Source organism: Xanthomonas sp. LF06-19, assembly GCF_034105425.1.
In the GTDB taxonomy this organism is placed as follows: domain Bacteria; phylum Pseudomonadota; class Gammaproteobacteria; order Xanthomonadales; family Xanthomonadaceae; genus Xanthomonas_A; species Xanthomonas_A sontii.
In genome coordinates this window covers 186,442-212,489 of sequence record NZ_JAXGGH010000007.1, presented here as the reverse complement: position 1 = coordinate 212,489, position 26,048 = coordinate 186,442, and the positions used below count along the sequence as shown (strand labels likewise).

The window sequence follows — 26,048 nt, the reverse complement described above, 5'->3', positions numbered from 1 at the left end:
CATGGAAGCCGAACTTTCCAGCATCGACATCCCGGTCGACGGCGAGGCGCTCAGCGGCACCTTGCTGACCCCGACCAGCCGCCTGCCCGGCGTGCTGTTCGTGCACGGCTGGGGCGGCAATCAGCATCACAATCTGGTGCGCGCGCGCGAGGCGGCGGGGCTGGGTTGCGTGTGCCTGACCTTCGACCTGCGTGGCCACGAAGGCCTGGCCGCGATGCGCGAGACGGTGACGCGCGCGCAGAACCTGGACGACATCAAGGCCGCCTACGATTGCCTGGCGGCGTCGCCGCAGGTGGATCCGGAGGCGATCGCGGTGGTGGGGCTGAGCTACGGCGGCTACCTGGCCGCGTTGCTGACCCTGGAACGGCCGGTGGAGTGGCTGGCCCTGCGCTCGCCGGCGCTGTACAAGGACGCGCACTGGGACGGGCCGAAGGTCGCGCTGAACCGCGATCCGGACCTGATGCCGTACCGCAACCGCGTGGTGACGCCGGCGGACAACCGCGCCCTGGCGGCCTGCCAGCGCTATCGCGGCGATGTGCTGCTGGTGGAGGCCGAACGCGACACCATCGTGCCGAGCCAGGTACTGCACAACTACGCGGCAGCGTTCTCCAACGCGCGCTCGCTGACCACCCGCATGATCGCCGGCGCCGATCACGCGCTGACCGAGAAGGCGCACCAGGCCGCCTATACGCGCCACCTGATCGACTGGCTGACCGACATGGTGATCGGGCGCCGCGTGGCCCTGGCCAGCCGCGTGGTCGAACAGCGCAAGCAGCGCCTCAAGCGCAGCGAGGGCGAGGCGGCGACGGCGCCCGGCAAGGGATCGAACGCGTTCCATGGGCGCCTGGAAGCGAAGGAGCACAGCGCCTCGCCACCCGCTTCGTCGCGTTGAGGCGCATGCGGTGCCGGATGCGTGCGCCAGCAACACGCGGCGCAAGCCGCGGTGTGCCGAGCGCGCGATGGGCTGCTATCCGGTTGTCGCCGCTGCGCCGGGAGACGGCGCAGCGGGGGCGCCTTCCATCGCGTCCGAAGACGCAGCGTAGCAGCGGCGTGCACCGCGACAGGCATTCTCGGTAACGCCCGTCGCGGCTGAAGCCGATCCTGCGCGGGCAACGACGAGATGCCGGGCTGCGCTGGGCGCTGTTCAGTGCCGCCGCCCCGAATGCGCCAGGTGCTGCCAGGCATGCCGCACCAGCCAGCGCGCCTCGTCCCATGGCACCGACAGCATCGGCGCGCACTGGTGATAAGCGTCCTGCAGCACGCGGTACAGCTGCGCCTCGTTGGCGCGCGGGTAGGCCAGGTACACGTCATAGCCGATCTTCAGCAGTTGCGCGTAGTCGGCGAAGCCCTGGCGGCCGAGACGGCCCTCGGCATGGGCCTGCTGCCAGTACGCCATCTCGGCGTCCAGATCGATGCTGACGCGAGCGTGGGTCGGTTGGTCAAGCGCGGAGACGGTGTGCATCACATCACCCCGGTGTCGACGGAACCCCTGTGGGCTGGATGCTAACCCGGGACTGAACGCCCCCTGTGAGCATTGCGTTTGCTGGGCGTGAAGACTCGCGGCGACGTGGCGGCGGATCCAAGGTCCTGGGATGGCTTGCTCCCTTCGCGAGTCCAAGCAATCCGTATCGCGGTTACTGTCACCCCGCCCATGGGCGTGCCGCCATGCTCCCGCCACAGCGCCGCCCGCCATGCTGCACTGCAGCTTGCGCCGAGATAATGATGATCTATAACTATTATCAGTCCTAAGTGATCCGCTCTCTCCTCCCTCCCTATGCAGGCCTATCCATGAGCAGCTACCAAGACCGCTGGCAGACCGTCCAGGTCGAGATCGACGCAGGCATCGCCTGGGTCACCCTGAACCGGCCGGACAAGCGCAACGCGATGAGTCCCACCCTCAATCGCGAAATGATCGACGTGCTGGAGACGCTGGAGCTGGACAGCAGCGCCGAGGTGCTGGTGCTGACCGGCGCCGGCGAATCCTGGTCGGCCGGCATGGACCTGAAGGAATACTTCCGCGAGACCGATGGCAAGGAAGAGATCGTGCAGGAGCGCATGCGCCGCGACTGCTCGCAGTGGCAGTGGCGCCTGCTGCGCTTCTACAGCAAGCCGACCATCGCCGCGGTCAACGGCTGGTGTTTCGGTGGCGCGTTCTCGCCGCTGGTCGCCTGCGACCTGGCCATCGCCGCGGACGAAGCGGTGTTCGGGTTGTCGGAGATCAACTGGGGCATCCCCCCGGGCAACCTGGTCAGCAAGGCCGTCGCCGACACCATGGGCCACCGCAACGCCATGCTCTACATCATGACCGGGCGCACCTTCACCGGCACCGAGGCGGCGCAGATGGGCCTGGTCAACGCCAGCGTGCCGCGCGCGCAGCTGCGTGAGGAAGTGACCAAGCTGGCGCAGGAACTGCAGCAGAAGAACCCGGTGGTGCTGCGCTTCGCCAAGCACGGCTTCAAGCGCTGCCGCGAGCTGACCTGGGAGCAGAACGAGGACTACCTGTACGCCAAGGTCGACCAGTCCAATCACCGCGATCCCGAGAAGGGCCGGCAACAGGGCCTGAAGCAATTCCTGGACGACAAAACCATCAAGCCCGGTCTGCAGACCTACAAGCGCTGACCCGTCGCGTCGCCTGCGGCCCCGCGGGGGCCGCGGCGGCGTTGCCGCACGCCGTGCCGTCTCTCTCCCCCGGATGGTTCCGATGAATGCCGCTGAGTCCGTTGCCACCGCCGCGCGCTACCGTCCTGTCGGACTGAGCCACGCGGATACCGAGGTCCACCGCGATGCCGACGGCGTGCTGCGCCTGCGCGCGCGCGAACCGCTGGCACCGCTGCCCAGGCACCTGCTGCAGCGCCTGCAGCACTGGGCGCTGCGCACCCCTGATGCCACCTTCGTGGCGCAGCGCGACGACGCCGGGCAGTGGCGGCGGCTGAGCTACGCGCAGATGCTCGAGCGCACCCGCCGCATTGCCGCGCATCTGCTGGACATGGGCCTGTCGGCGCAACGGCCGCTGGCGATCCTGTCCGGCAACGACCTGGAGCACCTGCAGCTCGCGTTCGCGGCGATGTACGCCGGCATCCCGTACTGCCCGGTGTCGCCGGGCTATGCGTTGCTGTCGCGCGATTTCGCCAAGCTGCGGCATGTGGCCGAGGTGCTGCGCCCAGGCCTGCTGTTCGCCAGCGACGGCGCTGCCTTCGCCCCGGCGATCGCGGCGGTGTTCCCCACCGATGTCCCGGCAGTGTGCGTGCGTGGTGCCGTGGGCGATCGTGCCTGCCTGCGTTTCGAGGAGTTGCTGGCGCCACGCGCGCTGGAGGCCGCCGATGCCGCCTTCGCCGCCTGCGGCCCGCACAGCATCGCCAAGTTCTTGTTCACCTCCGGCTCCACCCTGCTGCCCAAGGCGGTGATCACCACCCAGCGCATGCTGTGCGCGAACCAGCAGATGCTGCTGCAGACCTTCCCGGTGCTCGGGCAGACGCCGGTGCTGGTCGACTGGCTGCCGTGGAACCACACCTTCGGCGGCAGCCACAACATCGGCATCGCCCTGTACAACGGCGGCAGCTTCTACCTCGACGACGGCAAGCCGACCCCGGCGCTGTTCGAGCAGACCCTGCGCAACCTGCGCGAGATCGCGCCCACCGTGTACCTGAGCGTGCCGCGCGGCTGGGAACAACTGGCGCAGGCGCTGGAACAGGATGCGGCGCTGCGCGAGACGTTCCTGTCGCGCATGCGCATGTTCTTCTTCGCCGCCGCGGCGCTGTCGCAGGAAGTCTGGGATCGCCTGGAGCGCATCGCCGAGGCGCACTGCGGCGAGCGCATCCGCATGCTCGCCGGCCTGGGCATGACCGAGTGCGCGCCGTCGTGCACCTTCACCCACGGCACCAGCAATACCCCCGGCGATGTCGGCGTGCCGGCGCCGGGCTGCGAGGTCAAGCTGGTGCCGGTCGGCGACAAGCTGGAAGCGCGCTTCCGCGGGCCGCACGTGATGCCGGGCTACTGGAACGCGCCGCAGCAGACCGCCGAGGCCTTCGACGAGGAAGGCTTCTACCGCTCCGGCGACGCGCTCAAGCCGATCGATCCGCAGCATCCCGAGCGCGGCCTGTTGTTCGACGGCCGCCTGGCCGAGGACTTCAAGCTGTCTTCCGGCGTGTTCGTCAGCGTCGGCCCCTTGCGCACGCGGGTGCTGATGGAAGGTGCTGCGTACGTGCAGGACGTGGTGGTCACCGGTGCCGACCGCGACGCCATCGGCCTGCTGCTGTTCCCGCGGCTGGACGCGCTGCAGGCGCTGTCCGGGCTGCCGGCGCAGGCCGAGACGGCGCAGGTGCTGCAGGCGCCGCCGGTGCGCGCCTGGCTGCAGCGCCTGCTCGACACGCTCAACCGCAGCGCCACCGGCAGCGCCAGCCACGTCGCGCGCGCGGCGTGGCTGGAGCAGCCGCCGAACCTGGAGGCCGGCGAAATCACCGACAAGGGTTCGATCAACCAGCGCAACGTGCTGCGCGCGCGGGCGGCGCTGGTCGAACAGCTCTACGCCGGCACCGCACCGGGCGCGGTGGCGGCGCCGCCGTCATGACCGCACCACTCGGCCGCGCGACCGGATAGCGGACCGCGCTCCTTCGCATCACCGGCTTCGAGACTTGGGAGGGAATCGATGACTGTGCCTCATGCGCGCGCGCGCCGTGCGCCCCGTACCGCGTGCCTGGCAATGTTGTGCAGCGTCGGCTGCGCCCAGGCCGATGCCGAACCCAACGGCCCGCAGGGCAAGCTGCTGGCCGATCAGGAAGACTATTCGGCGCTGGCCGAGCGTCCGCGCCAGGGCTGGGAGAAGTGGAAGTACCTCCCGCTCGGCGACGGCTGGCTCAGCCTCGGCGGCGAGAGCCGCACGCTGTACGACTACCGCGAGCACGCCGGCTTCGGCCGCTTCGCCACCGATCCGCACGGCTATGCGCAGCAGCGCCTGCGCTTGTGGGCCGACTACCGGCCGTCGGCGTATGTGCGTCTGTTCGGCGAACTCGCCGACAGCCGCGTGGCCGGCCTGCAGACGCGGCCGGTGCAGGCCACCGACCGCAATCCGCTGGACCTGGCGCAGGGGTTCGTCGAACTGTCCGACGGACAGAAGGCGCCGGCCTGGCGCCTGCGCGCTGGCCGCCAGCAGATCGCCTACGCCTGGCAGCGCCTGCTCGACCCGCGCGATCCGGCCAACTCGCGCATGCCGTTCGATGCGGTGCGGCTGCTGACCCGGCAGCCGCGCTGGAGCGGCGGCCTGCTGTGGGGACGCCCGGTGCTGACCCGCACCGGCAGCTTCGACGACCGTGCCAACCGCGACCAGCGCCTGTGGGGCGCGCACGCCGAAGTGCCGCTGTCGCCCAGCCAGCCGAAGGCGGCGCTGCTGGAGACGCTGTACCTGGACACCGTGCAGGACGGGCGTCGCTATGGCGGGGTGGTCGGCGAGGAGCATCGGCACACCTTGTCCACGCGCCTGAGCGGCGCGGTGCAGGGCTGGGACTACGACCTGGAGCTGATCGGCCAGCGCGGCCATTTCGCCGGCCAGCGCGTGCGCGCCTGGCAGGGCACGCTGTTCGGCGGCTACACCTTCGCCACGACGACGTGGTCGCCGCGCCTGGGCTGGCGCATGGAGGTGTCTTCCGGCGACCGCGATCCGCGCGATGGCGAACTGAACACCTTCAATGGCCTGTACGCGCGCGCCTCGGTGTTCGACGGCAGCATGATCAGCAGCAACGTGCGCGCCATCGGCCCGGAACTGGTACTGCGTCCCAGCGAGCGGCTGTGGATCGACATGTACGTGCTCAAGCTGCAGCGGCAGAGCCTGCACGACGGCGTGTACGCGGCCGGCTGGCGGGTGCTGCAGCCGGGCGACGCCAACGACGCGCGCGACATCGGCACGCGCTCGGTGCTGTGGGTGAAGTATCGCTTCAACGCCTTCGCCAGCCTGGACGTGTACGCCCACTACACCCAGGCCGGGCCGTTCCTGCGCGAGGGACCGGTGCGCGGCCGCGACTACTTCTACATCGCCCCCTTCCTGACCCTGCGCTTCTGAGCCGGAGCCTTTCCATGCGCGATCCGCTGCCATCGTCTGCGCCGTACCGCCCGCTGTATGCGTGGTACGTCACCATCGTGCTGTTGCTGGCCTACACGCTGTCCTTCGTCGACCGGCAGATCCTCGGATTGCTGGTGCAGCCGATCAAGCGCGACCTGCAGCTGTCCGACTCGGCCTTCAGCCTGGTCCATGGCTTCGCCTTCGCGGTGTTCTACACGCTGATCGGGGTGATGCTCGGCCGCGTCGCCGACCGCCGCAACCGCCGCAACCTGATCGTGCTCGGCGTGGTGATATGGATCGCGGCGACCGCCGCCGGCGCCTACGTCACCAGCTTCTTCACCCTGTTCCTGGCGCGGGTGTTCGTTGGCGTCGGCGAGGCCTCGCTGTCGCCGGCGGCGTACTCGATGCTGGCCGACTACTTCCCGCCGGAAAAACGCGCGCGGGCGATGAGCGTGTACACCTCCGGCGTCTACATCGGCTCGGCGGCGGCGTTCATCGTCGGTGGCCTGGTGATCGCGGCCACCAGCAAGGAGAGCACGGTGGTGCTGCCGCTGCTGGGCAGCTTCCGGCCCTGGCAGGCGGCCTTCATCCTGGTCGCGCTGCCCGGCCTGGTGGTGATCGCGCTGATGGCCACGGTGCGCGAGCCGGCGCGGCGCGAGCAGGCCGCGGCGGTGCCGAGCGTGCGCCCGGACCTGAGCCACCTGCGCGACAACGCGCGGGTGTACGTGTCGCTGTTCCTGGCCAACGGCGTGATCGCGATGATCACCTTCGGCATCACCGCCTGGCTGCCGGCCACCTTCATCCGCCGCTGGCAGTGGACCCCGGGCGAGATCGGCCCGGCCTACGGCATCATCATCCTCACCTTCGGCATCGCCGGCATGCTGTTCAGCGGCTTTCTGGCCGACCGCCTGGCGGCGCGCGGCAGCCGCGATGCGGCGCTGAAGATCTCGCTGGTCGGGGCGGTGCTGCTGGTGGTCAGCAACGCGTTGTTCGCGATCGCGCCGGGGCCGTGGCTGGCACTGGCGGCAGTCGCGCTGACCACGTTCGTGCTGGGCATGCCGGTGGCGCTGGCGCCGGCGATCCTGCAGGCGGTCACGCCGAACCGGCTGCGCGGCCAGGTCACCTCGATCTACCTGCTGTTGGTCAACCTGATCGGGCTGGGCCTGGGGCCATACCTGGTGGCGCTGGGTACCGACCACGTGCTCGCCGACGAGCGCCAGGTCGGGCTGTCGCTGGGCGTGGTGTGCATGGGTGCGGCGCTGCTCGGCGCGCTGTGCCTGTGGACCGCCGCCGCGCCGTACCGGGCGCTGCTGCGGCGCGTGGACGCGGCGTTGTGACCATGCGCGGCCATGCCCCTACAATGCAATGGCGACGGCACCGCCGGCCGGCGCCGACGGATGCGTGCGCAGCCGCCGTGACCTGGCCGCAGGACGCCCCATGCAGGAAGCGCAGTGAGTTCGAAACCGAGTCCCGAGATGTCCAACAGCGCGTTGCCCGCCGATCCGCACATGGCGGACAGCGTGGACCAGCGACGCCTGACCAGCCTGATCGGCTACCGCATCACCCGCACCGAACTGCAGGTGCGGCGGCTGTTCCAGGACTGTGTGCGCGCCTTCGAACTGAAGCCGGTGGAGTATTCGCTGCTGGTGCTGGTGGACGCCAATCCCGGCATCAACCAACGGCAACTGGGCGAAGTGCTGAGCGTGTCGCCGCCGAACCTGGCGATCGTGGTCGCGCGCCTGGTCAAGCGCAAGCTGCTGCGGCAGGTCCGCGGGCGCCAGGATCGGCGCATGCAGCACCTGCATCTGACCACCGCCGGCACGGCGCTGCTGGCGCAGGCCGAAGCCGAAGTGGTGCGCATGGAGCAGCAACTCGGCACCGCGCTCGGCGCGACCTCCGCACGCGCGCTGCTGCAGGCGCTGGACCGGCTAGACGCGCTCGACCGCCTGTAGCGGCCCCCTGCGGCGCGGCTGGTTCTTGCCGCCCGCCCTTCTTTCTCGCTGATTCCCGACCCGCCGCCAGCGTCCCGCTGACGGCGTGCGTCGCCGCGTGGTCGCGCCCTGCGCGCGCTGCGTGTTCGCGTTCCTGTCCCCCCGCACCCCGCCGTTCCCCTTTCGCTTGGAGTGCCTGCCCGTGAAGCGTGTCCGCTACCGTGTCCCCTCGTCGCCGCGTGCCCGTGCGCGCCTGTCTCTGCTCGCCGTGCTGGCCATCGCCTGGGTCGCCCCGGCGGCCGCGCAATCGGTGCCGCAGAGCGCCACCCTGCCGACCGGTATCAATACCGGCGGCACCAGTTTCTTCGACGGTTTCAGCAAGCCCAACCCGGGCTGGACCGCGATCCAGTACCTGCGCCGCTACGACTTCGACGCGATCAAGGACGCGCACGGCGACGACGTGCCGGTGTTTCGCGATCCGCACATCGGCTCCTCGGTGTGGGTCACCCAGGTCGCCTACCTCAGCGACTACAAGCTGTTCGGCGGCTCCCTCGGCATCACCGCACTGGCGGCGCTGGTCGATCTGGATACGTCGTTCGCGTACGACAGCCCGGTGGCGCTGCGCGACAACGGCGCCGGCCTGGGCGACCTGACCATCGGCCCCTACCTGCAGATGGCACCGGTGATCCGCAATGGCCGCCCGGTGTTCTCGCAACGCTTCGAACTGGATGTGCTGGCGCCGATCGGCAAGTTCGACCGCAACCGCGACGTCAACCAGGGCGCGGGCTACTGGTCGGTGCTGCCGAGCTGGGCCTTCAGCATCCTGCCGACGCCGCGCTGGGAAATCAGCGGACGCCTGAACTACCTCTACAACTTCCGCGCCGACAAGGCCTCCAACGTGCCGCAGGGCGACGGCTTCGTGTTCCGCAACGGCCAGGCCGGCGACGCCGCCTGGCTCAACTTCGCCAGTTCGCTGGAAGTGGTCAAGGACCTGCACCTGGGCATCAACGGCTACTACCTCAAGCAGTTGCGCGACAACCGCACCAATGGCGAACGCGTCGCCGACAGCAAGCAGACCCAGTTCTACCTGGGCCCCGGCCTGTCCTGGCGGATCGACCAGAAGAACATCTTCAACGCCAACTTCTACATGCCGGTGGAGGTCAAGAACGCGCCCTCCGGCCACAACGTCAACGTCCAGTACATCCACGTCTTCTGACCAACTTCGCAACGGACACGCGCTGCCATGAACCTGCACAACAAGACAATCCTCGTCACCGGCGTGGCCTCCGGCATCGGCGCCGAGGTCGCGCGCCTGGCGCGCTTCCACGGCGCCACCGTGATCGGCATCGACCGCCAGCCGGTCAACATGACCCTGCACGGCTTCCACCAGGCCGATCTGGGCGACCCGGCCTCGATCGACGCGCTGGTGGCGCAGCTGCCCGAGCGCATCGATGCGCTGGCCAACATCGCCGGCGTGCCCGGCACCGCGCCGGTGGACGTGGTGGCGAAGGTCAACTACCTGGGCCTGCGCCACCTCAGCCAGGCGTTGCTGCCGCGCATCGTGCCCGGCGGCAGCATCATCAACATCGCCTCCATCCTCGGCGCCGAGTGGCCGCAGCGGCTGGACCTGCACAAGCAGCTGGCCGCCGCCGACAGCTACGCCGCCGGCAGCGACTGGCTGGCGGCGCATCCGGTGCCGCAGGCGACCTGCTACCAGTACTTCAAGGAAGCGCTGATCGTGTGGACGCTGCTGCGCTCGCGCGACTGGTTCGCCGCGCATTCGGTGCGGGTCAACAGCGTCGCGCCCGGTCCGGTGTTCACGCCGATCCTGGGCGATTTCGTCACCATGCTCGGGCCCGAGCGGGTCCAGGCCGATGCCGGAAAGATGAAGCGTCCTGCCTATGCCGACGAGGTCGCCGAAGCGGTGGTGTTCCTCGCCTCCGATGCGGCGCGCTGGATCAACGGCGTCAACCTGCCGGTGGATGGCGGACTGGCCGCCACCGCCCTCTGAACGACTCTTTCTTCCTCTTTCCACGAGAGCACACAGCATGCACAGCACCGAACCCCTGGCCGCCGCATCCACCTGGAGCGAGCGCATCTTCAACGGCGAGTGGGTCGCCGCCCAGGGCGGCGTCCTCGAGGTGATCGAACCGGGCAGCGGCACGCCGCTGCACCGCGTCGGCCAGGCCAATGCCGCCGACGTGGCCGCGGCGGTAGCCCAGGCGCGCGACGCGCAACGCGCCTGGGCGGCCACGCCGCCGCGCGAGCGCGCGGCCGTGTTCCATCGCGCCGCGCAGGTATTGCAGCAGCATGCGGCCGCGGCCGCCGCGCTGATTGCCCGCGAGACCGGCGGCATCCTGCCCAAGGGCGAGCACGAGGTGCGCGAGGCGATCGTGCTGCTGCAGCAGGCCGCGGCGATGCCGCTGCAGGCGCAGGGCCAGGTGCTGCCGACCGCGCCGGGCCGGCTGAGCCTGGCGCGACGCTTGCCGCTGGGCGTGGTCGGGGTGATCTCGCCGTTCAATTTCCCGCTGGTGCTGTCGTTGCGTTCGGTGGCGCCGGCGCTGGCGGTGGGCAATGCGGTGGTGCTCAAGCCCGATCCGCGCACGCCGTACGCTGGCGGTTTCGTCATCGCCGAGGTGCTGCAGCAGGCCGGCCTGCCGAAGGGCCTGCTGCACGTGCTGCCAGGCGGCGCGGATGCCGGCCAGGCGCTGGTCGAAGCGCCGGGCGTGCCGATGATCGCGTTCACCGGTTCCACCGCCGCCGGCCGCCGTATCGGCGAACTGGCCGGCAAGCACCTCAAGAAGACCGCGCTGGAACTGGGCGGCAAGAACTCGTTGATCGTGCTCGAGGATGCCGACCTGGACAAGGCGGTGTCGGCGATCGCCTTCGGCGCGTACTTCCACCAGGGCCAGATCTGCATGGCCACCGGCCGCGTGCTGGTCCAGCGCAGCATCGCCGCGGAGCTGACCCGGCGCCTGGCCGAGAAGGCACGGCACCTGCCGGTCGGCGACCCGGCCACCGCACACGTCGCGCTCGGTCCGATCATCGACCAGCGCCAGCTGCAGCACGTCAAGGACGTGGTGGATGCCTCGGTGGCGGCCGGCGCCGTGGTCGAGGCCGGCGGCACCCACGAGGGCCTGTTCTATGCGGCCACGGTGCTGTCGAACGTGCAGCCGGGCATGCCGGCGTTCGAGGAGGAAGTGTTCGGACCGGTCGCCAACGTCATCGCCTTCGACAGCGACGACGAGGCGGTGGCGCTGGCCAACCAGACCGAGTACGGCCTGTCCGCCGGCATCCTGTCGGCGTCGGTCGGTCGCGCGATGGCGTTGGGTGAGCGCCTGCACACCGGCCTGCTGCACATCAACGACCAGACCGTGGCCGACGAAGTCACCAATCCGTTCGGCGGTACCGGCGCCTCCGGCAACGGCACCAGCATGGGCGGCCCGGCCGACTGGGGCCAGTACACGCACTGGCAGTGGGTGACGATCCAGGACAGCGCGCCGCAGTATCCGTTCTGAGGACAAGTCGCCGGGCGTCGATGTGGCGCCCGGTTGTGCGCGTGGATGCATTGATTGCGGGAGAGATGATTGTTCCGTTGCGTGCGTGTTGAGCTACGCGCGGCCAATAGGGCCCTGGCACCGGCACCGGCGCCGACACTGCATTGTGGGAGGGACTTCAGTCCCGACGCTTCTGCGGTGACTCGCCATTTCAGCCGCGACGAACGAAGCGGGACTGGTCGATCATCGATCACGCGTCGGGACTGAAGTCCCTCCCACAGTAAAGCGACCGCACCGCGATCTCCGTACTGGCTGCGGGTCGTGTCACCCCTGCGCGCGCTGCCGGAACTGGATCGGCGAACACCCCGCATGCCGGCGGAAGCAGCGGCTGAAATACGCCGCATCGGCATAACCCAGGACTTCGGCCAGCTGCTGCACGGTCAAGGTGGTGTAGACCAGGCTGCGCCGCGCCTCGAGCATGATCCGGCGTTGCAACAGTTCCAGCGCCGAGGCGCCGGCCAGGCGCCGGCACAGCGCGTTGAGATGGCTGCGGCTCAGCCCGAGCCGGTCGGCATAGCGGGCCAGCGGCCAATGCTCGCGGTAATGCGCGTCGATCAGCGCGGTGTAGGCGCGCACGTGGCGCGCGCCGCGGTCGGCATCGTGCGGATCGCGATGGGCATCCGCCAGAGCGCCGCGCGCCGCCCATAGCAAGGCCTGCGTGACCAGCGCCTGCAGCATCGGCTCGCGGCCGGGGCGGTGCTGTGTGTGTTCGGCGGCGATGGCGGCGAAGCAGGCGTCCAGCATCGCTTGCTGATCGCCGGCGGGCAGGCACAGCGGCCGCGCCAGCGCTTCGTCCAGATTCGGCCATTGCGCCGCCAGGCGCTGCCGCAGCGGCGCCGACACGGTCACGACATGGCCGCGCACGTTGCGCTGGAAACGGAAGCCGTGCACGCACAGCGGCGGCAACAGCAGCAGGCATGGCCCGCGCAGGCGCTGCTGCGTTCCGTCCAAGTGCAGGCCGGCGCTGCCGCGTTGCAGATACAGCAGTTGCAGCAGATCGCCGTGGCGGTGCGGGCGGATGTGCCAGTCGTGCAGGCGGCTGCGCGCGGCGATGGATTCCCAGTGCAACAGGTCCGATGTCCCTCTGTCGCCGGTCTCGCCGTACAGGCGAAACGCCGGGACCGTGGCGGGCGACGCGACAGCGGCGGAGGCAGTGCGGGGCATCGGCGAAAAGTACCGGAATCGGTCGCGATGATCCATGTCCTCGGCACGCCGCAACCGGAACACTGTGGGTCTGTCCCATCCTTCGGAGGACGTATGCGTACCCAGGTCGCCATCGTCGGCGCCGGCCCGGCAGGGCTGCTGCTCGGGCAGTTGCTGCACGGCCACGGCATCGACACCGTCATCGTCGAGCGGCAGACGCCGGAACACGTGCTGTCGCGGATCCGTGCCGGCGTACTGGAGCAGGGCACCGCCGACCTGCTGTGCGCCGCCGGTGCCGGCGCGCGCATGCGGCGCGAAGGCATCGTCCACCACGGCTTCGAACTGGCGCTGGAGCAGCGCCGCGAACGCATCGAACTGAGTGCGGCGACCGGTGGCCGTGCGGTCACCGTCTACGGCCAGACCGAAGTGACCCGCGACCTGATGGACGCACGCCGCGCCGCCGGCGCCGCTACCCTCTATTCCGTCGAGGATGTGCAGTTGCACGACATCGCCGGGCTGCAGCCGTGGCTGAGCTTCCTGCAGGATGGCGTCACGCAGCGCCTGGATTGCGACTACGTGGTCGGCTGCGACGGCTTCCACGGGGTCAGCCGCCGCGCGATTCCGGCCGAGGTGCTGCGTGTGTACGAGCGGATCTATCCGTTCGGCTGGCTGGGCGTGCTGGCCGACACTCCGCCGGTGGCCGACGAACTGATCTATGCGCGCAATGCGCGTGGTTTCGCGCTGTGCAGCATGCGTTCTCCCACCCGCACCCGCTACTACGTGCAGGTGCCGGCGGACGAGCGGGTGGAGGACTGGTCGGACGATCGCTTCTGGGACGAGCTACGTCGGCGCCTGCCCGACGACGTGGCGCAGGCGCTGGTCACCGGCCCGTCGCTGGAGAAGAGCATCGCGCCGCTGCGCAGTTACGTCGCCGAACCGATGCAGTACGGCCGCCTGTTCCTGGCCGGCGATGCCGCACACATCGTGCCGCCGACCGGCGCCAAGGGCCTGAACCTCGCTGCCGGCGATGTCGGCCTGCTCGCGCACCTGTTCGCGCAGGCGCAGCAGGAGCGCAGCGACGCGCCGCTGCAGCGCTACTCGGAACTGGCCCTGCAGCGCGTGTGGAAGGCCGAGCGCTTTTCCTGGTGGATGACCACGATGCTGCATCGCTTCCCGGACGAGGACGCGTTCAGCCGGCGCCTGCACGATGCGGAACTGGACTACCTGCTCGGCAGTGCCGCCGGACGCGCGACCATTGCCGAGAATTACGCGGGATTGCCGTTGGCGCTTTAGCGGGGGGATTGGGGAGTCGGGATTGGGGATTCGTAAAGCCGCGTCCCGGTTCCCCTGCGCACGTCGATGGTGTCCTTTCTCCGCTTTCTTTCAATCCCGAATTCCGAATTCCCACTCTCGACAGAAGAGCCGTCGGTCATTGCGATCGATGACGGCGATCAGGCGCGCCGATGGATGAGGGTGCAGAGCGCCAACACATCGCGGCGCCATGCACTGCATGCGCACCTTCAGGTGCGTGTTACCGCGCCATTTCTGATATCGAGGTAACTGTGGCGATTCTCCCAGACCAGGAAAAAAGCCGGTAAATCCGCGTGATTTTCGCGATTTCCTGCCTCGCGCAGGCACGGCGCGTTGCTACGCTGCAGCCGCGCCGGTGCCGACGTTGCCGCGCATCGCGGCAGCGCAGCGGCACTGCGCATTCCCCCTGTTCCCCCACCGGAGAGTCTTCCATGAAGATCCGTTTTCAGGCCTGTCTGCTGGCGCTGCTGCTTGCGCTCCCGGTCGCGTCCGCGTTCGCGCAGACCGCGGTCACCGCCAATCCCAACCACGCGCAGCTGCTGCACGGCGAGGACTGGCGCACCACCGCCAACAAGCGCCTGGTCTACGACTTCTGGCGCATCGTGTTCGAAGCCGGGCACACCGAATATGCGCCGATGTACATGGCCAAGGACTACATTCAGCACAACCCGAACGTGGCCAATGGCCGCGATGCGTTCCTGGCGTTCCTGACCTCCTTCGTCAAGCCGACGCCGATCCAGCCGCGGGTGCAGTTGCCGCTGGTGGCGATCCTGGCCGAGGGCGACTACGTGACCCTGGTGTCGGTGCGCACGTTGCCCGATCCCAAGGACGCCAGCAAGACTTACACGACTACCTGGTTCGACATGTTCCGCATCCAGAACGGCAAGATCCAGGAGCATTGGGACGCGGCGACCAAGTGAGGTCGCGTCGCGCGCGTTGATCGCTGGCAGGTGCCGTCCACCCGCGTGGACGGCACCTGCGCGCTGCGAGGGGAATGCGCGCAGGCGTCAGAACGCGTCGGCGCGGTAGCCGGTGTCGATGCTGACGCTGCCGCCGAGCGCGCGCGAGACGCAAGCGCACAGCTTGCGGTTGCTGTGGCGCTGCTCGTCGCTGAGAAACACGTCGCGGTGGTCCAGGGGCGCGGCCGCGTCCAGCACCTCGACCACGCACAGGCCGCATTCGCCGCGGCGGCAGTCGGCCATGACTTCCACGCCGGCCGCGCTCAGCGCATCCAGCAGCGACTCGTTCTCGGCGACCTGCACGGTCTTGCCCAGCGCCGGCACCTGCACCACGAACGGCTGCGCCGGTGCGTTGCCGCTGTTGCCGAAGGTCTCGAAATGCAGGCGTGCACGCGCGCGGCCGTCGTCGCGCCAGCGTTGCCGCAGTTCGTCCAGCAGCGGCAGCGGGCCGCAGGCGTAGACGTCGGCGTTGCGCGGCCATTGCGCGATCTGCGCGGCCAGCTCGAGCTGACCCAGATGCTCCGGGCAGAACAGCTGCAGGCGCTCGCCCAGCAGGTCCTGCAGATGCTCCAGGTAGGCCATGCTGGCGCGGCTGCGGCCGGCGTACAGCACCTGGAACGGGATGCGCCCGCGCGCCAGCCGTTGCGCCATGCCCAGAATCGGGGTGATGCCGATGCCGCCGGCGACCAGCACGATGTGCTCGGCGGTCTCGTCCAGCGCGAAGTGGTTGTTGGGAGAGGAAATCTCCAGTTGGTCGCCTGGCGCCAGCGTCCACATCGCGCGCGACCCGCCGCGGCTGCCGGGCACCGCGCGCACCGCGATGCGGTAGTGGCCATCTGCGGCGGGCTCGCCGACCAGCGAGTAGGAGCGCTCGTGCCAGGCCTCGCCGATGCGCACGCGCACGTCGAGGTGGCTGCCCACGGTGAACGGGCGGCTGGCGCGGCCGGGATCGAGCACGATCTCGCGCACGTCCTGGCACGGCGTGGCGACGGCGACGACGCGGGCGGTGGTCCACTGGGTGTCTTTGCGCATGGCGGGGTCCGGCAGGCGGAGGGGGAGATCGGACGCGTGTGCGCCGCGATCAGGCGGGTGGGCGGCGCCGCAGCAGACGGCTGCCGGGGATCTGGCCCAGCGCGTTCTGGTCGTGCAGGGCGTGGTGGGCGTTGCGCTGCGCCAGCCGCGCGTGTTCGCGCATCAGCGCTTCGGCGCGCGCGCCTTCGCGGCGCACGATCGCGTCCAGCACCTGACGGTGCTGGTCCTGCGCGATCGACAGCACAGTGGCGGCCTGGCCGCGCTCGAGCACGAAGCTGCTGGGCGAGGCGAACGGCAGTTGCGCGACGCGCGCGAACTCGCGCGAGAGCAGCGCACTGCCGGCCATCTCGAACAGCAAGGCGTGCCACTGCGCGTTGCAGTCCACATAGCGGGCGAAGGCCTCCTCGCTCAGCGGTCGCGCCGCCAGGACGGCGTCGATCTGCGCCAGCAGCGCCTGCGCCCGCGCCAGCAAGGCCGGCTCGGCACCGCGCTCGGCCGCGCGGCGCGCGGCCAGCCCTTCCAGGGTGCCGCGCAGTTCGATGGCGTCGTCCACATCGGCCTCGTCGAACGCCTGCACCGCGTAGCCGCCGCCACGCAGCGGCTGCACCAGGCCTTCCTCGGCCAGTCGCTGCAGGGCGGCGCGCACCGGCGTGCGCGAGACGCCCAGGCGCTCCACCAGCGCGACCTCGGACAGGCGCTCGCCGGCGGGCAGGGCGCCGGCCAGGATCAGCTCGCGCACTTCCAGCAGGGCGCGGGTGGTCTGCGCGGCACTGGAGCGGAACGGATGCGCGGCGGACATGGCGGTGGCTCCGGGATCCTGGCGGCGGTTCATCCGACCATGCGCAGCTGCAGGTCCTGGTTGCGCTGCTCGGCGGCGACCATGCGCTCGATCAGCCGCCGCGCCCACATGCCGCCGGCATCGACGTTGAGGTTGTAGAACACGTGGTCCGGATGCGCGTCGATGGCGCGCTGCTGCGCTTCCAGGATCAGCTCGTCCTCGCCGAACACACCGCTGACGCCGTCGCGCAGGCGCGTGGTGATCGACTGCTCGTGCAACGAATGGTTGCGCGCGAATGCCCAGAAGTAGTGGCACGTGCGATCGGTTTCCGGGGTGATGGTGTTGAGCACGTAGCCGTTGACCCCGCGCGAGCGGTCGCCCTGCGGCGCGCCGCTGCCGGCCACCGCCACGCCCACATCGATGGCGATGGTGCAGGGCGCCTCGAAGCGGATGATCTGCCAGCGGTCGACCTTGCCGCGGTAGCCGTGCGCATGTTCGATCTGCCAGGCCCAGAACGGCGGCGGGTCGATGTCCAGCATCCAGCGCGAGACCACCGTGCTGCGTTCGCCATGGACCACGTCGAACGGCGCCTCGGCGACCTCGTCCTGGCCGATGCTGGAGCCGTGCACGAAGGTCTCGTGGGTCAGGTCCATCAGGTTGTCCAGCACCAGCCGGTAGTCGCACTTGACGTGGATGGTGCGGCCATCGCCGGCCCAGGCCGGGTCGTCGTTCCAGTGCAGGTCCGGCACCAGCGCAGGGTCGGCCAGCGCCGCATCGCCCGGCCACACCCAGACGTAGCGGTGCCGTTCCACGGTGGGGAAGCGGCGCACGCAGGCGGACGGATTGATGGTGTCCTGCGAAGGCATGTGCACGCAGCGCCCGTTCGCGTCGTAGACCAGGCCGTGGTAGCCGCAGACCACGTCGTCGCCGCGCAGCCGGCCCATCGACAGCGGCACCAGCCGATGCCAGCAGGCGTCCTCGAGCGCGGCGACGCGGCCGCTGCTGGTGCGGTACAGCACGATGTCCAGATTGCACACCTTGCGCGGCAGCAGCGCGTGCTTGACCTCGTGATCCCAGGCGATGGCGTACCAGGCATTGAGCGGAAATGCCGGAGCGGACGACTGCATGGCGGCGACCTCGATTGTGTATACAACGGGCTGGGGAAGATCCTTGCGTGTTGCGGGCGGAGGGCGAACTGGCACTGCCTTTACGCCATCGCCCGAGATGCGGCGATGGCCGAATGTATACAACAGGGATGGGCCGGCGTGCCGTTGCCACATCGTTAAATTGTTCGTTTATCGAACTGCTCATCCGATAATCGGATTGACCGCCCGCCGGAGCGGGCCTAACGTGGCCTCCCGGAGCGACCTGGAGGAGGATGTCGTGGCAGACCTTGTAATGCGCTTGCGCCAACGCGTGCTGCGCCCGCGGCCGGCGACGGTGGAGCGGCGCCGATGATCGACAAGACCCTGGCTTCGTGCGCCGACGCAGTGGCCGACATCCACGATGGCGCCACGGTGATGATCGGCGGCTTCGGCACGGCGGGCATGCCCGATGCGCTGATCGATGCATTGATCGCGCAGGGCGCGCGCGAGCTGACCATCGTCAACAACAACGCCGGCAACGGCGAGACCGGGCTGGCTGCGCTGATCAAGCACAAGCGCGTGCGCAAGATCGTGTGCTCGTTCCCGCGGCAGAGCGACTCGCAGCACTTCGACGCGGCCTACCGCGCCGGCGAGCTGGAACTGGAGCTGGTGCCGCAGGGCAACCTGGCCGCGCGCATTCACGCGGCCGGCAACGGCCTGGGCGCGATCTTCACCCCCACCGGCTACGGCACCGAGCTGGCCGCCGGCAAGGAGACCCGCGAGATCGACGGCCGCCACTACGTACTGGAGTATCCGATCCGCGCCGATTTCGCGCTGATCAAGGCGCACCACGGCGACCGCTGGGGCAACCTGGTGTACCGCAAGACCGCGCGCAACTTCGGCCCGCTGATGGCGATGGCCGCGACCTGCGCGATCGTGCAGGTGGAGAAAGTGGTGGAACTCGGCGCGCTGGATCCGGAAGCGGTGGTGACGCCGGGCATCTTCGTGCAACGGGTGGTGGCGGTGGCCACCGCACAGGAGGGCGCATGCACGCATTGAACGGGCGCGGCATCGACCGCAACGCGCTGGCCGCACGGGTGGCGCACGACATCCCCGAGGGCGCCTACGTCAACCTGGGCATCGGCCTGCCGACCGCGGTGGCCAACTTCCTGCCGGCGGACAAGGAGATCTTCCTGCACAGCGAGAACGGCCTCCTCGGCATGGGGCCGGCGCCGCCGCCGGGGCAGGAGGACCTGGACCTGATCAACGCCGGCAAGCAGCCGGTGACGCTGCTGACCGGTGGCTGCTATTTCCACCACGCCGACTCGTTCGCGATGATGCGCAGCGGGCGCCTGGACGTGTGCGTGCTCGGCGCGTTCCAGGTGTCGGTGCACGGCGACCTGGCCAACTGGAGCACCGGCGCGGCCGATGCGATCCCGGCGGTCGGCGGCGCGATGGATCTGGCGATCGGCGCCAAGCAGGTCTACGTGATGATGGAACTGCTGACCAAGCGCGGCGAGCCCAAGCTGGTCAGCGCCTGCAGCTATCCGTTGACCGGGCTGCGCTGCGTGTCGCGGGTGTACACCGACCTGGGCGTGTTCGCGCTGGGGCCGGATGGCGCGCGCGTGCTCGAACTGGTCGAAGGCGTGAGCCTGGACGACTTGCGCCAGGCCACCGGGCTGGCGCTGACCCTGGCCGATTCCACGGAGGCGGCATGAACGAGGCCTACATCATCGACGGCATCCGCACGCCGATCGGCCGCTACGGCGGCGCCCTGGCCGGGGTGCGTGCGGACGACCTCGGCGCAGTGCCGCTGCAGGCGCTGCTGGCGCGGCAGCCGCAGCTGGATCCGGCGCAACTCGACGACGTCTACCTGGGCTGCGCCAACCAGGCAGGCGAGGACAACCGCAATGTCGCGCGCATGAGCCTGCTGCTGGCGGGCCTGCCGTTCGGCGTGCCGGGCAGCACGGTCAACCGCCTGTGCGGTTCCGGCCTGGATGCCATCGGCACCGTCGCGCGCGGCATCCGCGCCGGCGAGCTGGGCCTGGCCATCGCCGGCGGCGTCGAGTCGATGTCGCGCGCGCCGTGGGTGATGGGCAAGGCCGACAGCGCCTTCGCCCGCAACCAGCAGCTCGAAGACACCACCATGGGCTGGCGCTTCGTCAATCCGAAGCTGCAGCAACTGTATGGCGTGGAGCTGATGGGCGAGACCGCCGAGAACGTGGCCGCACGCTACGGCATCTCGCGCGAGGACCAGGACGCCTTCGCCCTGCGCAGCCAGCAGCGCACCGCGGCCGCGCAGGCCGCCGGTTTCTTCGACGGCGAGATCGTGCCGGTGACCGCGCCGGGCAAGAAGCGCGGCGAGACCATCGAGGTCGGCGTCGACGAGCATCCGCGCGCCGACACCACGCCCGAGGCGCTGGCCAGGCTCAAGCCGATCTTCCGCCAGCCCGGCACCGTCACCGCCGGCAATGCCTCGGGCATCAACGATGGTGCCGCCGCGCTGCTGCTGGCCAGCGACGCGCAGGTGCAGGCGCTGGGCCTGACCCCGCGCGCACGCGTGCTGGGCTTCGCCAGCGCCGGCGTGGAGCCGGCCTACATGGGCATCGGCCCGGTGCCTGCCACGCGCAAGCTGCTGGCGCGGCTGGGGCTGTCCATCGGCGATTTCGATGCGATCGAACTCAACGAGGCGTTTGCCGCGCAGGGCCTGGCCTGCCTGCGCGAACTCGGCGTCGCCGACGATGCCGCACACGTCAACGCCAACGGCGGCGCGATCGCGCTCGGTCATCCGCTGGGCATGAGCGGCGCGCGCCTCGCCCTGACCCTGCTGCGCCAGCTCGAGGCCAGCGGTGGTCGCCGCGGTCTGGCGACCATGTGCATCGGCGTCGGCCAGGGCGTGGCGCTGGCGATCGAGCGGCTGTAGCCGCTCGCCCCATCGACGCTGCGCCCCGCACACCTGCATCATTCTTCCAGCCAACCGGCTCCGCGCGGAGCCAGCGAGACCGCACGATGCGCGACGACACCCCCATCGATCCCCTGCTCGGCTATCGCCGCCCGTACCCCGGGACGCAGCCGGCTTACCTGCACCCGCCCTACGCCTCCACCGGCGCCCGCGGCCCGACCCGCGATCCGATCGCGATCCCGCTGACCCTGTCCGAAGCGACCGGCCCGACCCTGGACCGCACCACCCTCGGCGAACACGCCGCCGATCTCACCGCCGGCTTCCCCGGTGCGCCGCTGGGCGAGCGCATCATCGTCAGCGGGCGCCTGCTCGACGAGAACGGCAAGCCGGTGCGCAACAGCGTGGTCGAGGTGTGGCAGTGCAACGCCGCCGGCCGCTACCTGCACGCCGGCGACCAGCACGACGCGCCGCTGGATCCCAACTTCATCGGCACCGGCCAAGTGCTGACCGACGACCACGGCCGCTACCGCTTCACCACCATCAAGCCCGGCGCCTATCCGTGGCGCAACCACTACAACGCCTGGCGCCCGGCGCACATCCATTTCTCGCTGCACGGCGACGGCATCGGCCAGCGCCTGGTCACCCAGATGTATTTCCCCGGCGACCCGCTGCTGGCGTTCGACCCGATCTTCAACTGCGTGGAGGACCCCAAGGCGCGCGAGCGCATGGTCTCCGCGTTCGACTGGGAGACCACCGCCAACGAGTTCGCGCTGGGCTACCGTTTCGACATCGTCCTGCGCGGACGCAAGCAGACCCCTTGGGAGTGAGGCGATGAGTTTCCAGGCAACCCCTTCGCAGACGGTCGGCCCCTATTACCGGATCGGGCTGGAACCGCTGTACCGCACCGAGATCGCGCCGGCGCAGGCGCAGGGTACCCACGTGGAGATCGTGGGCAGCGTGTTCGACGGCAACGGCGCACCGGTCGGCGATGCGCTGCTGGAGATCTGGCAGGCCGATGCCGCCGGCATCTACGACCATGCCGCCGATCCGCGCCGCGGCGAACACGATCCCGCCTTCCACGGTTGGGGCCGGGTACCGACCGACGCGCAGGGCCGCTTCGCCTTCCGCACGGTCAAGCCCGGGTGCGTCGCCGGGCCCAAGGGTCTGCAGGCACCGCACCTGGTGGTGCTGGTGTTCATGCGCGGCCTGCTGCGCGCCGCGCCGACCCGGCTGTACTTCGGCGACGACAACCTGGAGGGCGACGCGATCCTGGCGCAGGTGCCGGCCGAGTGCCGCGCGACCCTGGTCGCGCAACCGCAGGCGCCCAACCGCTACCAGTGGGACGTGCGCATGCAGGGCGAGCACGAGACCGTGTTCTTCCGCTACTGAGCGCAGCGACATCCCGCACAGGCTGCAGCGGTTACGCTGCATGATCTCTCCACCGCCTACGAACCGATGAGCGTCTCCGAGTCCCTGTTGCGTCCGCTGTTCGGCGATCCGGCCGTCGATGCGCTGTTCGACGACCGCGCGCGCCTGCAGGCCATGCTCGACGTGGAAGCGGCGCTGGCGCGCGCGCAGGCACGCTGCGGCGTGATCCCGGCCGACGCAGCGGCGCCGATCGCCGCCGCCTGCGATGCCGCGCGCTACGACCTGCCGGCGCTTGCCGCCGCCACCGCATTGGCCGGCAATCCGGCGATTCCGCTGGTCAAGGCGCTCACCGCGCAGGTCGCCGCCGCCGATGAAGACGCCGCGCGCTGGGTGCACTGGGGCGCGACCAGCCAGGACATCATCGACAGCGGCGCGGTGCTGCAACTGCGCGCCGCGCTCGACCACGTGGAAGCGCAACTGGACGCGCTGTGCACGGCGCTGGCGGCGTTGGCGCAGCGCGAGCGCGACACCGGGCTGCCCGGGCGCACCCTGTTGCAGCAGGCGGTGCCGGTGACCTTCGGGCTGAAGGCCGCGGGTTGGCTGGACGCGCTGCAGCGCAGCCGCCGACGCCTGCAGGCGCTGCGCGAGGATGCGTTGGTGCTGCAGTTCGGCGGTGCCGCCGGCACCCTGGCTGCGCTGCAGTCGCAGGGCCTGGCCGTGGCCGAGGCGTTGGCCGAGGAATTGCGGCTGCCGTTGCCGGCGCTGCCCTGGCACGCGGCGCGCGACCGGATCGGCGAGATCGGCGCGGCGTTCGCGCTGCTGGCTGGCAGCCTCGGCAAGATCGGCCGCGACGTCGCCTTGCTGATGCAGTCGGAAGTGGCCGAGGCGTTCGAACCGGCGGCGGCGGGCAAGGGCGGCTCCTCGGCGATGCCGCACAAGCGCAATCCGGTCGGCTGCGTGGTCGCGATCGCCGCGGCCACGCGCGCGCCGGGCCTGCTGGCGACCTTGTTCGCGGCGCTGCCGCAGGAACACGAGCGCGCGGTCGGCGGCTGGCATGCCGAATGGGAGACCCTGCCGGAACTGGTGCGTCTGAGCGCCGGCAGCCTGGCCCAGGTGCGGGTGCTGATCGAAGGCCTGGAGCTGGACCGCGCGCGCATGTCCGCGCATCTGGACAGCCACGGCGGCCTGCTCTACGCCGAGGCGGTGGCGGTGACCCTGGCTGCGCATCTGGGCAAGGCTGCCGCGCACGCGCTGGTGGAAACCGCGGTGCGCCGCGCGCTGGCCACGCAGCAGCACCTGCGCGCGGTGCTGGCCGAGGAGCCGCAGGTGACCGCGGTGCTGGCGCCGGCGGATCTGGATGCGCTGTTCGCCAGCGACAGCTGGCGCGGCATGGCCGCGGTGTGGATCGAGCGCGTGCTCGCCGCGCAGGCGCGCGCGTGAGCCGTCGCGCCGTGCCTGTCTGCCGCAGCGTCGGCGCCACGTTCTAGACTTGCCGGTGTCGCGCGGTTCCGTGCCGCCGTGGCCCCTTCCACTTTTCCTGCGAGCGCCGCCCATGCCGATCCTCGACCTGCCCACGCATCGTCTGCATTACCGCATCGACGGCAGCGAAGGCCGTCCGTGGCTGACCCTGTGCAACTCGCTCGGCACCGACCTGCACATGTGGGACGCGCAGATTGCCGCGCTGTCGCCGCACTTCCGCGTGCTGCGCTACGACCGTCGCGGCCATGGCGCGTCCACCACCCCGCCGGCGCCCTATGCCATCGCCGACCTCGGCGGCGACGTGGTGGCGCTCTGGGATGCGCTGTCGATCGAGCGCAGCCATTTCTGCGGCCTGTCGATCGGCGGGCTGACCGGGCAGTGGCTGGGCCTGCACGCGGGCGAGCGCCTGCTCAGCCTCGCCCTGTGCGCCACCGCGGCCAAAATCGGCAGCGCCGAGAGCTGGCAGGCGCGCATCGAGCAAGTGCGCGCCGAGGGCCTGGCGCCGCTGTGCGACGGCACCCGCACGCGCTGGTTCACCGCGGCCTTCGCCGAGGCGCAGCCAGCCACCGTCGAGGCGATCCTGGAGAGTTTCCGCGCCACCGATGCGCAGGCCTACATCGGCTGCTGCCAGGCGCTGGCCGAGGCCGACTTCCGCGCGCGCCTGGGCGAGATCGGCGTGCCGGTGCTGGCCGTGGCCGGGCACGACGATCCGGTGTGTCCGCCGGCCGATCTGCAGGCCATCGCCGCGCAGGTGGCGCAGGGCGAGGAGGCCGAGGTGCACGGCCGCCACCTGTGCAACGTCGAGTCGCCGCACGCCTTCAACGACGCGCTGCTGCGCTTCCTGCTGCAGTAGCCAACGCCCGCTTTTCCCCACGTTTCAGGAGTCGCCCCCGATGCACGAGAACGAACGCTACGCCGCCGGCCTGCAGGTGCGCCGCGCGGTGCTCGGCGATGCCCACGTCGACCGCTCGCTGGCCGCGCGCACGCCGTTCACCGAGGAGTTCCAGGAGTTCATCACCCGTACCGCCTGGGGCACGGTGTGGACCCGCGAGGGCCTGCCGCGGCACACGCGCTCGCTGCTGACCCTGGCGATGATGGTGGCGCGCGGCCACGACGAAGAGTTCAAGCTGCACGTGCGCGCCGCGCGCAACAACGGCGTCAGCGCCGACGAAATCAAGGAAGTGCTGCTGCAGGCGGCGATCTATTGCGGCGTGCCCGCGGCCAACCACGCCTTCGCCCTGGCCGCGCCGATCCTGGCCGAGCAGGCCGCCGAAGGGACGGATTGAGCCCGGCGCCGCTGTTGCGGCTCGGCTGGGAATGATCGTGACACGCGGTCCGCTGCACCGAGCGCCGCGAACGACACGATGCGACGCGTGGCTGACACGTTGCGTTGCTTCGGCAGATGCGTGGTATCGGCCAGATCGCGGCGCGTGCCGGACCCTCACCCCAACCCCTCTCCCGGGGGGAGAGGGGCTTATCCCTTGTTTCGTCGGAGGGAAAGGTGCCCCGCAGGGGCGGATGCGGGTCAGTCCAGCACCCGACTCAACTGCTGCGCCGCATGCCGCAGCGCCGGCAGCACCGTGCTCTGCAGGCTGCCCAGGGTCATCCGCGCCACCGAGCTGCCGACGTTGAGCGCGGCGACCACGCGGTCCTGGCGGTTGCGCACCGGCACCGCCACCGAGCGCAGGCCGATCTCCAGTTCCTGGTCCACCACCGCGTAGCCGTCGCGCTGCACGCGCTCGAGCAGGGCCTGGAACTGCGCGCGGTCGGTGACGGTGCGTTCGGTGCGCGGGCGCAGCGGATTGCGCTCCAGATAGCTGTTCAAGGTGTCGCCCGGCTGCGCCGCCAGCAGTACCCGGCCCATTGAGGTGCAGTACGCCGGCAGGCGGCTGCCGGCGCGCAGGCCGATCGACATGATCCGCACGGTTTCCGCACGCGCCACGTACAGCAGGTCGTCGCCATCGAGCACGCCCAGCGAGCAGGACTCGTGCAGGGTGTCGCGCAGCGCGTCCAGCACCGGCTGCGCCGCCACCGACAGCGCGGCGGTGGACAGGTAGCCGCTGCCGATGCCCAGCGCGCGCGGCAGCAGCACGTAGCCGCGGCCGTGGGTGCCGGCGTAGCCCAGCTTCTCCAGCGTGTACAGCACGCGCCGCACCGCGGCACGCGGGATGCCGGTGTCGGCGCTGAGCTGGGCCATGCTGACGTCGCGGCTGTGCTGGCCGAAGGCGCTGAGCACGGCCAGACCGCGTGCCAGCGAGGTCATGAAGTTCGGGTCGCCTTCGCACTCGCCGATGCGCCGCATCAGTTCCGCGGCCAGGCCGCGCTCGGGCGGGGTGGGGGCGGTGGCGGCGCGCGCGGTGCGGCGTGCGCGAGGGGGACGCGGGGACTCGGACATGGAAGCGGCGGCGGCGGCGATGCGTCCGATGGTAGTGGCTGTACTCGCGGGCGTCG

At 70.4% G+C, this 26,048-nt stretch carries 25 protein-coding genes; 19 read left to right on the top strand and 6 right to left on the bottom strand.

The genetic code is table 11. The features are described 5' to 3' along the window. The first annotated feature begins 1 nt into the window (after position 1). Complete coding sequence (locus SLW55_RS15195; RefSeq protein WP_320745356.1) at positions 2 to 892, top strand: alpha/beta fold hydrolase; 891 nt, start codon at positions 2 to 4, stop codon at positions 890 to 892. Between the two features lie 252 nt (positions 893 to 1,144). Here the strand turns inward: SLW55_RS15195 and SLW55_RS15190 are convergent, their stop codons facing one another. Continuing rightward, complete coding sequence (locus SLW55_RS15190) at positions 1,145 to 1,462, bottom strand: hypothetical protein (protein ID WP_152182349.1); 318 nt, start codon at positions 1,460 to 1,462, stop codon at positions 1,145 to 1,147. 326 nt (positions 1,463 to 1,788) lie between these two features. Between SLW55_RS15190 and SLW55_RS15185 the strand changes: the two genes are divergently transcribed. The 8 genes from SLW55_RS15185 to SLW55_RS15150 all read left to right on the top strand — a co-directional run bounded on the left by SLW55_RS15185 (position 1,789) and on the right by SLW55_RS15150 (position 11,501). Next, entirely contained in the window at positions 1,789 to 2,619 is an 831-nt protein-coding gene (locus tag SLW55_RS15185) for a p-hydroxycinnamoyl CoA hydratase/lyase (protein WP_017908079.1), read from the top strand. A gap of 82 nt (positions 2,620 to 2,701) precedes the next feature. Beyond that, the gene (locus SLW55_RS15180; RefSeq protein ID WP_320745355.1) at positions 2,702 to 4,567 is read left to right on the top strand and encodes a feruloyl-CoA synthase; all 1,866 of its coding nucleotides are present in this window, start codon (positions 2,702 to 2,704) and stop codon (positions 4,565 to 4,567) included. Between the two features lie 132 nt (positions 4,568 to 4,699). Next, positions 4,700 to 6,052: an alginate export family protein gene (locus SLW55_RS15175; protein WP_267121754.1), complete on the top strand. Its 1,353-nt coding sequence runs from the start codon at positions 4,700 to 4,702 to the stop codon at positions 6,050 to 6,052. Between the two features lie 14 nt (positions 6,053 to 6,066). Then, positions 6,067 to 7,389 (top strand): MFS transporter, encoded by a 1,323-nt coding sequence (locus SLW55_RS15170; RefSeq protein WP_320745354.1) that lies wholly within the window; start codon positions 6,067 to 6,069, stop codon positions 7,387 to 7,389. Positions 7,390 to 7,527: 138 nt separating this feature from the next. Then, the gene (locus SLW55_RS15165) at positions 7,528 to 8,004 is read left to right on the top strand and encodes a MarR family transcriptional regulator (protein ID WP_010343729.1); all 477 of its coding nucleotides are present in this window, start codon (positions 7,528 to 7,530) and stop codon (positions 8,002 to 8,004) included. A 232-nt stretch (positions 8,005 to 8,236) separates the two neighbouring features. Next, on the top strand, positions 8,237 to 9,199 hold the full coding sequence (locus SLW55_RS15160) for a transporter (RefSeq protein WP_267083482.1): 963 nt from the start codon (positions 8,237 to 8,239) through the stop codon (positions 9,197 to 9,199). 27 nt (positions 9,200 to 9,226) lie between these two features. Beyond that, the gene (locus SLW55_RS15155) at positions 9,227 to 9,994 is read left to right on the top strand and encodes a coniferyl-alcohol dehydrogenase (RefSeq protein WP_152235708.1); all 768 of its coding nucleotides are present in this window, start codon (positions 9,227 to 9,229) and stop codon (positions 9,992 to 9,994) included. Positions 9,995 to 10,031: 37 nt separating this feature from the next. Then, positions 10,032 to 11,501 (top strand): benzaldehyde dehydrogenase, encoded by a 1,470-nt coding sequence (locus SLW55_RS15150; RefSeq protein ID WP_267112278.1) that lies wholly within the window; start codon positions 10,032 to 10,034, stop codon positions 11,499 to 11,501. Positions 11,502 to 11,804: 303 nt separating this feature from the next. Here the strand turns inward: SLW55_RS15150 and SLW55_RS15145 are convergent, their stop codons facing one another. Further along, positions 11,805 to 12,704 (bottom strand): helix-turn-helix domain-containing protein, encoded by a 900-nt coding sequence (locus SLW55_RS15145; RefSeq protein ID WP_017916016.1) that lies wholly within the window; start codon positions 12,702 to 12,704, stop codon positions 11,805 to 11,807. Between the two features lie 93 nt (positions 12,705 to 12,797). Here SLW55_RS15145 and pobA point away from each other — a divergent pair, with 93 nt between their 5' ends. Both pobA and SLW55_RS15135 read left to right on the top strand, forming a co-directional pair. Beyond that, on the top strand, positions 12,798 to 13,976 hold the full coding sequence (gene pobA, locus SLW55_RS15140) for a 4-hydroxybenzoate 3-monooxygenase (RefSeq protein WP_295965778.1): 1,179 nt from the start codon (positions 12,798 to 12,800) through the stop codon (positions 13,974 to 13,976). A gap of 449 nt (positions 13,977 to 14,425) precedes the next feature. Then, complete coding sequence (locus tag SLW55_RS15135) at positions 14,426 to 14,914, top strand: nuclear transport factor 2 family protein (RefSeq protein WP_017911713.1); 489 nt, start codon at positions 14,426 to 14,428, stop codon at positions 14,912 to 14,914. Between the two features lie 87 nt (positions 14,915 to 15,001). Here SLW55_RS15135 and SLW55_RS15130 read toward each other — a convergent pair whose 3' ends face one another. Genes SLW55_RS15130 through SLW55_RS15120 form a run of 3 tightly spaced genes read right to left on the bottom strand, consistent with a single transcriptional unit; the run spans position 15,002 to position 17,890 of the window. Beyond that, on the bottom strand, positions 15,002 to 15,985 hold the full coding sequence (locus SLW55_RS15130) for a PDR/VanB family oxidoreductase (RefSeq protein WP_295965776.1): 984 nt from the start codon (positions 15,983 to 15,985) through the stop codon (positions 15,002 to 15,004). A 49-nt stretch (positions 15,986 to 16,034) separates the two neighbouring features. Beyond that, entirely contained in the window at positions 16,035 to 16,784 is a 750-nt protein-coding gene (locus tag SLW55_RS15125) for a GntR family transcriptional regulator (protein ID WP_043090427.1), read from the bottom strand. Between the two features lie 29 nt (positions 16,785 to 16,813). Continuing rightward, complete coding sequence (locus SLW55_RS15120) at positions 16,814 to 17,890, bottom strand: aromatic ring-hydroxylating dioxygenase subunit alpha (protein WP_017908143.1); 1,077 nt, start codon at positions 17,888 to 17,890, stop codon at positions 16,814 to 16,816. 327 nt (positions 17,891 to 18,217) lie between these two features. On the opposite strand from SLW55_RS15120, the gene SLW55_RS15115 reads away from it, so the two are divergent. The 8 genes from SLW55_RS15115 to pcaC all read left to right on the top strand — a co-directional run bounded on the left by SLW55_RS15115 (position 18,218) and on the right by pcaC (position 24,883). Beyond that, on the top strand, positions 18,218 to 18,907 hold the full coding sequence (locus SLW55_RS15115; RefSeq protein WP_017911717.1) for a 3-oxoacid CoA-transferase subunit A: 690 nt from the start codon (positions 18,218 to 18,220) through the stop codon (positions 18,905 to 18,907). Next, positions 18,895 to 19,566, top strand: coding sequence for a 3-oxoacid CoA-transferase subunit B (locus SLW55_RS15110; protein ID WP_295965774.1), 672 nt, complete (start codon positions 18,895 to 18,897; stop codon positions 19,564 to 19,566). Before SLW55_RS15115 ends, SLW55_RS15110 begins: the two co-directional genes overlap by 13 nt. After that, positions 19,563 to 20,771: a 3-oxoadipyl-CoA thiolase gene (pcaF, locus tag SLW55_RS15105; protein WP_267100073.1), complete on the top strand. Its 1,209-nt coding sequence runs from the start codon at positions 19,563 to 19,565 to the stop codon at positions 20,769 to 20,771. The genes SLW55_RS15110 and pcaF overlap by 4 nt, the downstream gene beginning before the upstream one ends. An 86-nt stretch (positions 20,772 to 20,857) precedes the next feature. Beyond that, entirely contained in the window at positions 20,858 to 21,577 is a 720-nt protein-coding gene (pcaH, locus tag SLW55_RS15100) for a protocatechuate 3,4-dioxygenase subunit beta (RefSeq protein ID WP_209231246.1), read from the top strand. Positions 21,578 to 21,581: 4 nt separating this feature from the next. Beyond that, positions 21,582 to 22,139, top strand: coding sequence for a protocatechuate 3,4-dioxygenase subunit alpha (gene pcaG / locus SLW55_RS15095; RefSeq protein ID WP_295935206.1), 558 nt, complete (start codon positions 21,582 to 21,584; stop codon positions 22,137 to 22,139). 66 nt (positions 22,140 to 22,205) lie between these two features. Continuing rightward, positions 22,206 to 23,558, top strand: a complete 1,353-nt coding sequence (locus SLW55_RS15090) for a 3-carboxy-cis,cis-muconate cycloisomerase (RefSeq protein ID WP_295935205.1) — start codon at positions 22,206 to 22,208, stop codon at positions 23,556 to 23,558. 112 nt (positions 23,559 to 23,670) lie between these two features. Further along, positions 23,671 to 24,450: a 3-oxoadipate enol-lactonase gene (gene pcaD, locus SLW55_RS15085; protein WP_267121761.1), complete on the top strand. Its 780-nt coding sequence runs from the start codon at positions 23,671 to 23,673 to the stop codon at positions 24,448 to 24,450. A 40-nt stretch (positions 24,451 to 24,490) separates the two neighbouring features. Beyond that, positions 24,491 to 24,883, top strand: a complete 393-nt coding sequence (pcaC, locus tag SLW55_RS15080; RefSeq protein ID WP_267096278.1) for a 4-carboxymuconolactone decarboxylase — start codon at positions 24,491 to 24,493, stop codon at positions 24,881 to 24,883. 239 nt (positions 24,884 to 25,122) lie between these two features. Here pcaC and SLW55_RS15075 read toward each other — a convergent pair whose 3' ends face one another. Continuing rightward, positions 25,123 to 25,992 carry an IclR family transcriptional regulator C-terminal domain-containing protein gene (locus SLW55_RS15075; RefSeq protein WP_017908152.1) on the bottom strand — a complete coding sequence of 290 codons (870 nt, stop codon included), beginning with the start codon at positions 25,990 to 25,992 and terminating at the stop codon, positions 25,123 to 25,125. Positions 25,993 to 26,048: the final 56 nt, after the last annotated feature.

Bases quoted from the DNA above. Each gene is read 5' to 3' on its own strand.
- SLW55_RS15195 (WP_320745356.1), top strand. From the start codon at position 2: ATGGAAGCCGAACTTTCCAGCATCGACATCCCGGTCGACGGCGAGGCG.
- SLW55_RS15190 (WP_152182349.1), bottom strand. From the start codon at position 1,462: ATGCACACCGTCTCCGCGCTTGACCAACCGACCCACGCTCGCGTCAGC.
- SLW55_RS15185 (WP_017908079.1), top strand. From the start codon at position 1,789: ATGAGCAGCTACCAAGACCGCTGGCAGACCGTCCAGGTCGAGATCGAC.
- SLW55_RS15180 (WP_320745355.1), top strand. From the start codon at position 2,702: ATGAATGCCGCTGAGTCCGTTGCCACCGCCGCGCGCTACCGTCCTGTC.
- SLW55_RS15175 (WP_267121754.1), top strand. From the start codon at position 4,700: ATGTTGTGCAGCGTCGGCTGCGCCCAGGCCGATGCCGAACCCAACGGC.
- SLW55_RS15170 (WP_320745354.1), top strand. From the start codon at position 6,067: ATGCGCGATCCGCTGCCATCGTCTGCGCCGTACCGCCCGCTGTATGCG.
- SLW55_RS15165 (WP_010343729.1), top strand. From the start codon at position 7,528: ATGTCCAACAGCGCGTTGCCCGCCGATCCGCACATGGCGGACAGCGTG.
- SLW55_RS15155 (WP_152235708.1), top strand. From the start codon at position 9,227: ATGAACCTGCACAACAAGACAATCCTCGTCACCGGCGTGGCCTCCGGC.
- SLW55_RS15150 (WP_267112278.1), top strand. From the start codon at position 10,032: ATGCACAGCACCGAACCCCTGGCCGCCGCATCCACCTGGAGCGAGCGC.
- SLW55_RS15145 (WP_017916016.1), bottom strand. From the start codon at position 12,704: ATGCCCCGCACTGCCTCCGCCGCTGTCGCGTCGCCCGCCACGGTCCCG.
- pobA (WP_295965778.1), top strand. From the start codon at position 12,798: ATGCGTACCCAGGTCGCCATCGTCGGCGCCGGCCCGGCAGGGCTGCTG.
- SLW55_RS15135 (WP_017911713.1), top strand. From the start codon at position 14,426: ATGAAGATCCGTTTTCAGGCCTGTCTGCTGGCGCTGCTGCTTGCGCTC.
- SLW55_RS15130 (WP_295965776.1), bottom strand. From the start codon at position 15,985: ATGCGCAAAGACACCCAGTGGACCACCGCCCGCGTCGTCGCCGTCGCC.
- SLW55_RS15125 (WP_043090427.1), bottom strand. From the start codon at position 16,784: ATGTCCGCCGCGCATCCGTTCCGCTCCAGTGCCGCGCAGACCACCCGC.
- SLW55_RS15120 (WP_017908143.1), bottom strand. From the start codon at position 17,890: ATGCAGTCGTCCGCTCCGGCATTTCCGCTCAATGCCTGGTACGCCATC.
- SLW55_RS15115 (WP_017911717.1), top strand. From the start codon at position 18,218: ATGATCGACAAGACCCTGGCTTCGTGCGCCGACGCAGTGGCCGACATC.
- SLW55_RS15110 (WP_295965774.1), top strand. From the start codon at position 18,895: ATGCACGCATTGAACGGGCGCGGCATCGACCGCAACGCGCTGGCCGCA.
- pcaF (WP_267100073.1), top strand. From the start codon at position 19,563: ATGAACGAGGCCTACATCATCGACGGCATCCGCACGCCGATCGGCCGC.
- pcaH (WP_209231246.1), top strand. From the start codon at position 20,858: ATGCGCGACGACACCCCCATCGATCCCCTGCTCGGCTATCGCCGCCCG.
- pcaG (WP_295935206.1), top strand. From the start codon at position 21,582: ATGAGTTTCCAGGCAACCCCTTCGCAGACGGTCGGCCCCTATTACCGG.
- SLW55_RS15090 (WP_295935205.1), top strand. From the start codon at position 22,206: ATGAGCGTCTCCGAGTCCCTGTTGCGTCCGCTGTTCGGCGATCCGGCC.
- pcaD (WP_267121761.1), top strand. From the start codon at position 23,671: ATGCCGATCCTCGACCTGCCCACGCATCGTCTGCATTACCGCATCGAC.
- pcaC (WP_267096278.1), top strand. From the start codon at position 24,491: ATGCACGAGAACGAACGCTACGCCGCCGGCCTGCAGGTGCGCCGCGCG.
- SLW55_RS15075 (WP_017908152.1), bottom strand. From the start codon at position 25,992: ATGTCCGAGTCCCCGCGTCCCCCTCGCGCACGCCGCACCGCGCGCGCC.